The sequence below is a fragment of the Burkholderia sp. 28_3 genome (assembly GCF_003253915.1).
Lineage (GTDB): Bacteria > Pseudomonadota > Gammaproteobacteria > Burkholderiales > Burkholderiaceae > Burkholderia > Burkholderia cenocepacia.
Genome location: NZ_QKZF01000055.1, coordinates 1 through 10,780 on the forward strand (window position 1 = coordinate 1; position 10,780 = coordinate 10,780).

Annotated in this window: 9 protein-coding genes and 1 pseudogene; 8 read left to right on the plus strand and 2 right to left on the minus strand. The window is 62.7% G+C overall.

The window, feature by feature from the left end:
- Both DFS13_RS39115 and DFS13_RS39120 read left to right on the plus strand, forming a co-directional pair.
- Nucleotides 1-264: pseudogene (locus tag DFS13_RS39115) on the plus strand (hypothetical protein); the annotation flags it as partial.
- A gap of 684 nt (nt 265-948) precedes the next feature.
- A complete protein-coding gene (locus DFS13_RS39120) occupies nt 949-1,497 on the plus strand; it encodes a DUF305 domain-containing protein (RefSeq protein ID WP_226112406.1) in 549 nt (182 codons plus the stop codon).
- A 141-nt stretch (nt 1,498-1,638) separates the two neighbouring features.
- Here the strand turns inward: DFS13_RS39120 and DFS13_RS40105 are convergent, their stop codons facing one another.
- Both DFS13_RS40105 and DFS13_RS41095 read right to left on the minus strand, forming a co-directional pair.
- Nucleotides 1,639-1,887, minus strand: a complete 249-nt coding sequence (locus DFS13_RS40105; RefSeq protein ID WP_146125846.1) for a hypothetical protein — start codon at nt 1,885-1,887, stop codon at nt 1,639-1,641.
- On the minus strand, nt 1,845-2,174 hold the full coding sequence (locus DFS13_RS41095) for a four-helix bundle copper-binding protein (RefSeq protein ID WP_080289672.1): 330 nt from the start codon (nt 2,172-2,174) through the stop codon (nt 1,845-1,847). Before DFS13_RS41095 ends, DFS13_RS40105 begins: the two co-directional genes overlap by 43 nt.
- Before the next feature lie 171 nt (nt 2,175-2,345).
- Between DFS13_RS41095 and DFS13_RS39130 the strand changes: the two genes are divergently transcribed.
- From DFS13_RS39130 to dsbD, 6 genes are all read left to right on the plus strand, one after another.
- Entirely contained in the window at nt 2,346-2,714 is a 369-nt protein-coding gene (locus tag DFS13_RS39130; RefSeq protein ID WP_027810170.1) for a hypothetical protein, read from the plus strand.
- A 92-nt stretch (nt 2,715-2,806) separates the two neighbouring features.
- Nucleotides 2,807-4,099 carry a TolC family protein gene (locus tag DFS13_RS39135; protein WP_027810171.1) on the plus strand — a complete coding sequence of 431 codons (1,293 nt, stop codon included), beginning with the start codon at nt 2,807-2,809 and terminating at the stop codon, nt 4,097-4,099.
- An 11-nt stretch (nt 4,100-4,110) separates the two neighbouring features.
- On the plus strand, nt 4,111-5,646 hold the full coding sequence (locus DFS13_RS39140; RefSeq protein WP_027810172.1) for an efflux RND transporter periplasmic adaptor subunit: 1,536 nt from the start codon (nt 4,111-4,113) through the stop codon (nt 5,644-5,646).
- The gene (locus DFS13_RS39145; RefSeq protein ID WP_027810173.1) at nt 5,643-8,849 is read left to right on the plus strand and encodes an efflux RND transporter permease subunit; all 3,207 of its coding nucleotides are present in this window, start codon (nt 5,643-5,645) and stop codon (nt 8,847-8,849) included. The genes DFS13_RS39140 and DFS13_RS39145 overlap by 4 nt, the downstream gene beginning before the upstream one ends.
- A complete protein-coding gene (locus tag DFS13_RS39150; RefSeq protein WP_027810174.1) occupies nt 8,846-9,205 on the plus strand; it encodes a copper-binding protein in 360 nt (119 codons plus the stop codon). The genes DFS13_RS39145 and DFS13_RS39150 overlap by 4 nt, the downstream gene beginning before the upstream one ends.
- Nucleotides 9,206-9,267: 62 nt before the next feature.
- Nucleotides 9,268-10,701 carry a protein-disulfide reductase DsbD gene (gene dsbD, locus DFS13_RS39155; protein WP_111442882.1) on the plus strand — a complete coding sequence of 478 codons (1,434 nt, stop codon included), beginning with the start codon at nt 9,268-9,270 and terminating at the stop codon, nt 10,699-10,701.
- Nucleotides 10,702-10,780: the final 79 nt, after the last annotated feature.

The following is a 10,780-nucleotide window of genomic DNA, read 5'->3' on the forward strand; positions in this document are numbered from 1 at the left end:
GCAGCGCGGGGCGGCTATTCGGTGCGCGGCGCGCGCGGACTCACGCAATGGGCGATCGCGCAGCTGCTCGCGGTGATGTCGGATCTCACTGAGTCCGAACGGCGCAAGCTGGCCAGTACGTCGATCTACGTGTCGCCGGAAGAGGCACGGATGCGGCGCGAGGCGGCGAAGTACCACGCCCGGCTGACGAGAAAAACCTCTGCTAGAGAGAACGATCAACTGGTGGGTTGGGGGATGCGCCGCCCAAACCCTAGCACAAAATAAAATTGTCGCCGTTTGCGAAGTAAAAAAATTTCACTTCGACGCCCGGGCCGCAATGAATGCAATTTTCATGAGACTTATTCGCCCGTTCGTTCAGATCATCGGTAACGTTTGCGTTTGCGGTGCTGCCGACGACGCGGACAGGTGGCGTTGGTAATAAATAAATCCACGACGAGCGAAACGGCTTGCGACAACTCGCAGTTATCCGAGCCCGTTTGATGACGCACACATGACGTTTACTTCATCTTAATGTCATTATTTGCGGGCCCGTAGCCGGTCCGTGGGCCACATCATGCGCTGGCAAATGACGCGACATGTTGTGCACAACTTAGAGAGTTAAGATTTTCGGTGCTCAGCATTTCCATCGGTATCCTCGGGCATATGTACTGCTCGGTATCGGCGGGCCATTATCACTGATACTAGCGAATCGTGCCCTGCGACTTCCGGTGATGGCCCTACTTCGACGGAGGCGATATGGAAAGCATTGCAAACTTGAAGGGTGAGCGACCGCGAGCGCGCTTGACGAGCCTTAGGAGAATTGTGCGACTCCCGCTACTGGGTCTGATGGTGGGAACATTCTTGGGCCCTACTATGGCGTTCGCGAGCGCGCCCGGTCGTGGAATTACAGCGGAATTTGAAGTCGCGCTAATGGAGCAGGTAATAGATCATCATTATTCTGCACTCAGAATGACCGAGCTCGCCGCAGGCACGGATACTCGGCGGAGTACCGAACTGTCTGCATATGAAGGGACATCGCCGACGCCGTCCTATCCGGCGACAAACGCGAAGGCCTCAATGGTAGAGATTAGGTCTAGTGCGCGGATGGAAAACCGTGGTCAGCGCGAACAGATCATTCAGCTTCAAAAGTTTCTGCGTGTCTGGTACGGAGTCAACTACCAGCCGAAGGTCCGTTCAGAACAACAAGCAGCAATTGCAATACTTGAGCATGCGCAACCAGGCAGAGCATTTGACCACGCGTACCTCGAGATATTCGCCCGGCACCATTATGAGCTTTTTGAACCGCTGAATGCTTGCATGACCGGTGTTGACCGGCGTCATGATGCTCTGATTCGGCTGTGTTCCGAAATGTGGCATGCACAGACATCGGCGGTCGACGAGATGCGTGAACTGCTGGAGCAGGATTTTGGGGTTGTCGATTATCAGCCGTTCAGCGATGCCCGACCGCTTCAGACCGAGCATGCGAGTCCTCGGGGACAACACAGTGGGGGCGACTGATCCGCCGGGTGGATAGACAATTTCCGTCTGAACTGCCCGAAGATGCCGCCGCACGCCGCATTATCGGGAGCGCAACGTGTGCGTGGGATCGAACGAATGAGCATGGCACCGCACATCCGTAATTGCGATCCGGGGTCAGCATTAGTGCGTACCGGAACCGGAGAGAACCACGCGATGTTCCTCGCCGATGGCCACCGTCCAATGGCCATTTATGCCCGACGTTGATACCGGTGATGAAACGATAAAAAGTACGCGATGGCGCGGGAGCAAAGGACAGCAGACGATCAATTTACCGACGGCTTTCGCGCCGACGCGGAAGCCGTCGTCCTTCATTTTGTGGTCCGAGTCTATTGTGCCATCGAGCGGCACTCTTGGGTACATCTTCGACATGCGAGTGCGCATTCCTTGCAATGTTCGTGAGGGTGCTTCTCGCACTCGGCCGCGCAAGCTTCGCAGATATTTGCACAGCTCGAACATAGCGCCTTTGTTTGCCCGCTTCCGCGCGCCATCGCGCCCGACGCGAGTCGGCAGAAGGCCGCGCAATCGAGGTCTAGTTTGATGCAATCCGCGAGTTGCGCAACTTCACTCTCATTGAGGCATGCAGTTGCACAGTGATAGCATGCGGCTGCGCAATCATCGCAGGCGGAGATGCCGGACTGATACTGTTGGTGTGCCATTTGATTCTCCTTGACTGGGCTGCCCGGATCGGGCCGGGCGCATCGCGCAAGCGCCGTACCCAAATCCAAGACGAACGCGTGACCGTGCACGTGTTGACTGCATGTTTAAGGGCGGAAACATAAGTACAATTCCGATGCAAGCGCCGGTACGGGCGGACTATAATGCGCGTTATGAAATTGCTCCGGACCTTCATCCTCTTGCTGCTTTGCGCGATGCTGCCCATTAGCGGGCTGGCAGCGAGTGGCTTGACGGGCGACTGTCCGATGCAGCAAACCATGTCCATGAACACGGACTCGAGCATGTCAGCCGATATGCCCGGCTGCGACTTGATGAAGTCGGCATCCGCCGGCCACGCCAAAATGAAGGGCGTCTTCTGTAAAGTGACCGCCCAGTGCCAGTTCGGCAGCCTTTACCACCCAACGGTGCAGGTCAGTGTCAGTCGGCCGGCTGCGCTCGTCAGCCCGGTCATTTTCCACTACGCCGACTCCCTCCCGAGCCGTGACCCGAACGGGTTGTGGCGACCTCCGCGTCTCGTCTGATCCCACGCTGACAGGTTCACCGCGTATGCGGTGAGGTTCGTCCTTTGCCAGGACGTGGAATCCCTATGGGATTCCGTCGTTGGGGTTAGAACATGCCATTCATTTTCGGCACGCCGCGGGGTCGGCGAGCTTCGATGCGCGCGCATTCTCTTGTTGCCGCGCTACTGCTTGCGGGCGTCGTTCACGCCGAGCAAGCACCTTTCACGCTCGACGCCGCGCTGCAATCGGCGACCGACCATTCCGCATCGATGCAGGCGGCGCAGGCGTCCGTTCGCGCCAGCTCCGAGGCGGCCGTCAAGGCCGGCCAGTTGCCCGACCCGATGCTCTCGGCCGGTGTCGACAACTTGCCGATCAATGGCGCGCAGCGCTTCACGATCGGCCAGGACTTCATGACGATGCGCCGCATTGGCATCCAGCAGGAGTGGGTGTCGGGCAAGAAGCGGCAACTGCGTTCAGCGCTGGCCGATGAAATGGTCGGTCGCGAGCGAGCCGGTTATCTGATGCAACTCGCGACGGTCCGTCAGCAAACCGCGACGGCGTGGCTGAACGCCGTCTACGCCAAGCAGGCGGTCGCGCTTCAACAGGCTTTGCTTGACCACATGACGCACGAACTGGCAGCCACGAAAGCGTCCTACCGTGGAGCGAAGGCGAGCGCTGCCGACGTCGTTCAGGCGCAAGCGATGCTGGCGCAAACCCAGGATCAGGTTCTCAAGGCGCAGCAGACCTACCAGACGGCGCTGATCGGCCTGTCGCGCTGGACTGCCGTACCGGTGTCAGACGTGACGGGGGAGCCGCCGGCGCCCGAATCGTTCGTCTCCGCGCTGCCGCCGGACGAACTGCGCATTGCGCACCCGACACTCGTGGCGGCATCCGACGACGTGGCGGTGGCCGAGGCGGATACCGCGGTGGCCAGCAGCGAGCGCAGCCCGAACTGGACGTGGCAAATCGCCTATCAGCAACGTGGCGGGGCCTATTCGAACATGGTGTCGATCGGGGTCACGATTCCGCTGCCGCTCAATCGGAAGAATCTTCAGGACCGTGATCTCGCGCAGAAGACCGAACTTGCGACGAAGGCGCGGCTGACCTACGAGGACACGCTGCGCCAGGTGCAGGCGGACATCCGCACGCAGTCCGCGACGCTGGCAAGCGGGCGCGAGCGCATCGCCAACCTGAGCCAGTCGCTGCTGCCGGCCGCCGATCAGCGCGTGCAGCTTGCCAACGCGGCTTATCGCGCCGGAAGCGGCTCGCTCGCGGATACGTTCGCGGCCCGACGCGCCCAACTGGAAGCGCAACTGCAAGTGCTCGACCTCAAGCGCGAGGTATCGCAAACCTGGGCACAACTCGAATATCAGGTCGTGCCATCGACGATGGCCGCCGCACAGTGAAGGAGAACAACATGACGAAGACCACGCTCGTGCGCGCAGTGTTGATGCTGTTTGCCGGGGCGGCCCTGCTCGGCGCCGGCTACTTTGCGGGTACTCGACACGCAGGCGACGGCTTTCCGACCAGCGCTGCCGCGCCATCGATGTCCGCGGCGGGCGACAAGATCGACCCGAAAACCGGCCGAAAAGTACTGTACTGGCACGATCCGATGGTGCCGAACCAGCACTTCGACAAGCCGGGCAAATCGCCCTTCATGAACATGCAGCTCGAACCCGTCTTCGCGGACGAAGGTGGCGGATCGAGCGGCATCAAGATTGACCCGGGCTTGCAGCAGAATCTCGGCATACGCTACGCGACCGTCCGTCGCCAGGATACGGCCGGTGGCTTCGATGCGGTTGGCACGACGCAGTTTGACGAGTCGAGAGCGGACGTCATTCAGTCGCGTGTCACCGGCTACATCGATCACCTGTATGCCAGCGCGCCGATGCAACGCGTCGCGAAGGGCGCGCCGATCGCGTCGCTATTCGTGCCGGATTGGCTCGCGCCGCAGGAGGAATATCTCGCTCTCAAGCGCGGCGGGATGGATCATAGTCTGCTCGATGCATCACGTGCGCGCATGCGCGCGCTGTCGATTCCCGACGGCATGATCGCGGCGCTCGACCGTACCGGCAAGGCGCAAACGCACCTCACGCTGGCATCGCCGGAAGCGGGTGTCGTCAGCGAACTGAACGTGCGCGACGGTGCGATGGTCGCGCCGGGGCAGACGCTCGCGAAGATTTCGGGCCTCTCGAAGCTCTGGCTGATCGTCGAGATTCCGGAAGCGCTCGCGCTCGATGCGCGTCCGGGCATGACCGTCGACGCGACGTTCTCGGGCGATCCGACGCAGCATTTCACCGGGCGTATCCGCGAGATCCTGCCGGGCATCACCACCAGTAGCCGCACGCTTCAGGCGCGCCTTGAAATCGACAACAGTGCGCTCAAGCTGACGCCCGGCATGCTGATGCGCGTGCGCGTCGGCGGCCAGAAGGCCGTGTCGCGGTTGCTCGTGCCGTCCGAAGCGGTCATCACGACCGGCAAGCGTTCGATCGTCATCGTCAAAAACAGCGACGGCCGTCTGCAGCCCGCGTCGGTGACGGTCGGCAACGACGTCGGCAACGAAACCGAAGTGCTGAGCGGCCTGAACGACGGCGACACCGTCGTCGCGTCCGGTCAGTTCCTGATCGATTCGGAAGCCAGCCTGAAGTCCGTGCTGCCGCGGCTGGAGGGCGGGAAGGGTGCCGGTGCGGCGACAGCGGCGTCCGCGCCGGCAGCCGCTTCACCAACCTACGAGACCACCGGCAGGGTCGAAAAGGTGACTGCGGCCGACATGACGTTCTCGCATCAGCCGGTTCCCGCGCTTGGTTGGGGCGCGATGACGATGACGTTCAACAAGCCGGCGTCGAACGCCTTTCCGGACGTGAAGGTTGGCCAGGCCGTGCACTTCGCCTTCAAGCAGACGGATGACGGCTACCAACTGACGAAGGTTGAGCCGGCCGGAGGCGTCCAATGATCGCGCATCTCATACGGTGGTCCATTCGCAACCGGTTCATGGTGCTGCTCGTGACCATCCTCGTCGCGGCGTGGGGTGTCTACTCGCTCAAGGAGACGCCGCTCGATGCGCTGCCCGACCTGTCGGACACGCAGGTCATCATCAAGGCGTCGTATCCAGGCAAGGCACCGCAGGTGATCGAGGATCAGGTGACCTATCCGTTGACGACCACGCTGCTCGGCGTGCCCGGCGCCAAGACCATCCGCGCGTATTCGTCATTCGGGGATGCGTTCGTCTACGTGCTGTTCGATGACAAGACCGATCAGTATTGGGCGCGCTCGCGCGTGCTGGAATACTTAAATCAGGTGCAAAGCCGCCTTCCGCAGGGTGCGACGGTGTCGCTCGGCCCAGATGCGACCGGTGTCGGTTGGGTGTACGAGTACGCGCTCGTCGACAAGACCGGACAGCACGATCTCGGGCAACTGCGCGCGCTGAACGACTGGTTCCTGAAGTTCGAGCTGAAGGCCGTGCCGGACGTGTCTGAGGTCGCCAGCATCGGCGGGATGGTGCGCCAGTACCAGGTCGTGCTCGATCCGGACAAGCTGCGCGCGTACGGCATCACGCAGTCGATGGTGGCCGACGCGCTCGGCAAGGCCAATCAGGCGTCGGGCGGCTCGGTCGTCGAACTCGCCGAGTCGGAATACATGGTGCGCTCGTCCGGCTATCTGCGCTCGCTCGACGACTTCCGCCACGTCGTGCTGCGCACGAACGAAGCGGGTACCCCGGTACTGCTCGGCGACGTCGCGCGCATCCAGATCGGCCCGGAGATGCGCCGCGGCATCGCCGAATTGAACGGCGAGGGCGAGGTCGCGGGCGGGGTCATCGTGATGCGCTCCGGCAAGAACGCCCTGACGACCATCGACGCGGTCAAAGCGAAGCTCGCCGAGCTGAAGCGCTCGCTGCCGCCCGGCGTCGAAGTCGTCACGACGTACGACCGCTCGCAACTCATCGAACGCGCGGTGGACAACCTGAAGGACAAGCTGATCGAGGAATTCATCGTCGTCGGGTTGGTATGCGCAGTGTTCCTGTTCCACCTGCGCAGCGCATTCGTCGCAATCCTGTCGCTGCCGCTCGGTGTGTTGGCCGCATTCATCGTGATGCGCTACCAAGGCGTGAACGCGAACCTGATGTCGCTGGGCGGTATCGCGATCGCGATCGGCGCGATGATCGACGCGGCGATCGTGATGATCGAGAACGCGCACAAGCATCTTGAGGCCTACGAACATGCCCATCCTCGCGTGCCGATAAACGCAGCGCAGCGCTGGGAACTGATTGCCGCGTCCGCGGCGGAAGTCGGGCCGGCGCTGTTCTTCTCGCTGCTGATCATCACGCTGTCGTTCATCCCGGTCTTCTCGCTCGAAGGGCAGGAGGGCAAGCTGTTCTCGCCGCTGGCGTTCACGAAGACCTATACGATTGCGGCCGCAGCCGGGCTGTCGGTCACGCTGGTGCCGGTGCTCATGGGCTACCTGATCCGCGGCCGCATTCCGCATGAGAACGCGAACCCGATCAACCGCGTGCTGATCCGGCTGTACCGGCCACTGCTCGAAGCGACTCTGCGTCGCCCATGGTTGACGATCGGTTTTGCCGTCGTCGCACTGGCCCTGACGGCGATTCCGGTGTCGCGACTAGGGGGCGAGTTCCTGCCGCCGCTCGATGAGGGCGACTTGCTGTACATGCCGACCGCGCTGCCGGGCATTTCGGCTCAAAAGGCGTCCGAACTACTGCAGCAGACCGACCGGCTCATCAAGACAGTGCCGGAGGTCGCGACCGTGTTCGGTAAGTCCGGCCGCGCCGACACGGCCACGGACCCGGCGCCGCTCGAGATGTTCGAGACGACGATCCAGTTCAAGCCTCGCAGTCAATGGCGGCCCGGCATGACACCCGAGAAGCTGGTCGACGAGCTGGACCGGACCGTCAAGGTGCCGGGCCTGTCGAACGTATGGGTGCCGCCGATCCGCAACCGGCTCGACATGCTGTCCACCGGCATCAAGACACCCGTCGGGGTCAAGATTTCCGGACCTGACCTGACGCAGATCGACACGATCGCGACGCAGGTCGAAGCTGCGGTGAAGCACGTGCCGGGCGTGACGTCCGCGCTGGCGGAGCGTCTGAACGGTGGACGGTACATCGACGTCGACATCGATCGGCTTGCGGCCGCGCGATACGGCCTATCCGTCATGGACATCCAGTCCGTCGTGTCGTCGGCTGTGGGGGGAGAGAACGTTGGCGAGGTAATTGCCGGGCGCGAACGCTTCCCGATCAATATCCGTTATCCGCGCGAAGTCCGCGATTCGCTCGAGAAGCTGCGGCAGTTGCCGATCGTCACGGATCGGGGCGCGCAAATCCAGCTCGGCGACGTCGCGCATGTCACGATCGCCGACGGGCCGCCGATGATCCGCAGCGAGAACGCACGGCTGTCCGGCTATGTGTACGTCGACATCCGCAATACGGACCTCGAATCGGCCGTGCAGGCGATGCAGAAGGCCGTCGCGCAGCAGGTGAAGCTGCCGCCCGGCTATTCGATCGCATGGTCCGGACAGTTCGAGTACCTGGAGCGGGCGGCGGCGAAGTTGCGCACCGTCATTCCGGTCACGCTCGTCGTGATCTTCGTGCTGCTGTTCCTGACGTTCAATTCGGCGGCCGACGCATTGCTGCTGATGTCGACCGTGCCGTTCGCACTGGTGGGCGGCCTCTGGTTCATCTGGGGCCTGGGCCACGCGGTGTCGGTCGCCACCTCGGTCGGCTTCATCGCGCTGGCGGGCGTCGCGGCAGAGTTCGGCGTCGTGATGCTGCTGTACCTGAAGGGTGCGTTGAACGGTCGGCTCGAAGCCGGCGCGCCATTCACGGAGGCCGTGCTGGCCGACGCGATTCGTGAAGGGGCGGTGCTGCGCGTACGACCCAAGGCGATGACTGTTGCCGTCGTGCTGTCCGGCCTTGTGCCGATCATGATCGGGCACGGCGCCGGTTCTGAAGTCATGCAGCGTATCGCTGCGCCGATGGTGGGCGGTATGGTCACCGCGCCGCTGCTGTCGATGTTCGTCATTCCGGCAGCCTGGTTCCTGTTGCAGCGTCGTCGTGCGCGCAAGGTGGACCAGGCGGGAATTCACCAAGCAGTTCCTTCCGGCACGAAGGTGCCTTCAATCCAATCTGGAGAAGCTCAATGAAGAAATTTGTCATTACTGCCGCTGCAGTTTGTGCAATGGGCGCGTTCGCATCGTCGGCATTCGCCGGCGACGACATGTCCGGCAAGGGGATGTCGATGAAACCGTCCGCATCGAAGAAAGCCTCGGAGTCGGCACTGACCGATGCGGAGGTGATGAAGGTCGATGCCGCAACCGGCATGGTCACGCTCAAGCATGGCGAATTCGCCAATATCGGCATGGCCGCGATGACGATGGCGTACAAGGCCAAGGACGCCGCGATGGTCAAGCAGGCTCACCAGGGTGACAAGGTCAAGGTGCGCGTCGAGGATGTCGGCGGCACCCTGACCATCGTGAAAATGGTGAAGCAATCGTCTTGATGGGGTAAAGCCGTGCCTGCGGGCCGGCCATCGATGGCCGGTCCCGCATGCGGCGTCTCTGAATGGAGGCGGCAGTGCACACATGGCATTCCACGGCGAGGGCGTTCGGTGGACGCTGGGCGCATGCGCTCGTGCTGCGCATCGCGCTTGGCGTGCTGTTGATGCTGGCATCGTTCGCCGCCCACGCGCTCGGCGAGGCCGATCTTCTACCGCCTGAGAGTGCCTTTCCTCTGAAGGTGTCGCTCGGCGGGCCGCAGCAAGTCGATCTCGACTTCGATACCCATCCGGGATACTACCTTTATCGAGACCGCTTCAGCTTCGCGGCGGACGGTGTGCCGGTCAAGCCCGACGCGCTGCCGCCGGGCGAGGTCAAGAAGGATCCGACGTTTGGCATGGTCACGGTATACCACCGGCCGCTACATCTTCGCATTACGCTGCCTCGTGCCGTCGCAGCAGGCAGTGTCACGTTGTCGGTCACCTCGCAAGGATGTGCGGACGCGGGCGTCTGCTATCCGCCATTGATGCGCACCTTCCGGATTGCCACAGATGGAACGGTGACGCGTGTGGCCACCGGCGATGATGCCGGGGCGGCTGCTGCTCAGACCGGCGGCTCGAGAAGTCATTCGACACTCTCGGTGTTCGGAATCCATCTGCGTCCGGCAAACGGAATCAGCCTGCCCGAAATCGCCGGTTTTCTGCTTGGCGGTCTGCTGATGGCGGCCACGGTCTGCATGTATCCGCTGATTCCGATCGTTGCAGCCGTTATCGGCGCGGGCGCGCGACCGGCTTCGCTGTGGCGCGGCTTCAGACTATCGTTCGTCTACGTGCAGGGACTCGCGCTCACCTACGCCGGTGCCGGCACCGTCGCGGCGCTCGCGGGTATGCCGCTCGTCGCATTGACGCAGCGGAGCTGGGTGCTGGCCGCGTTCGGTGCGCTGATGGTCGTATTTGCGCTCGGCATGTTCGGCGTGTTCCGGCTGCAGATGCCCGTCAACTGGCAGACCCGCTTCGCGAACTGGAGCCGCCGGCTGCCGGGCGGGCGCGCGGGCCCCGTGTTCGTGATGGGCATGCTGTCCGCGCTGATCGTCGGTCCGTGCTCCACGCCGGTGCTCGCGGGTGCGCTGCTCTATATCGCGAACAGTCGCGACCTGATCGGTGGTGCGGCGGCGCTTTACGCAATGGCGATCGGCATGGGGCTGCCGTTGCTCGCGTTCGGCACGTTTGGCTCGCACGTATTGCCGAAAGCCGGCCGTTGGATGATCCCCGTGCAGCATACGCTTGGATTCATGCTGTTGGCCGCGGCGCTCTGGTTTGTCTATTCGCTGTTGCCTGATTGGCTGTTGATGATGGTGCTCGCGATGCTGTTCGCGAGCGCGGGCATGACGCTGCGGGGGATCGATCCGTTGCCGCCGAACGCGCACGGCATCCAGCGGATCGGTAAGGCTCTCGGTGTGTTGCTGTTGGTAGTGGGCGTCGCAGAGCTAGGGAAACGCTGATTTATTCGGCTCGGCGGTCATCGCAGACGTAGCCGAGGACGTTTAGAAGACAGCTCACGGAACGGACCCACGACGATGA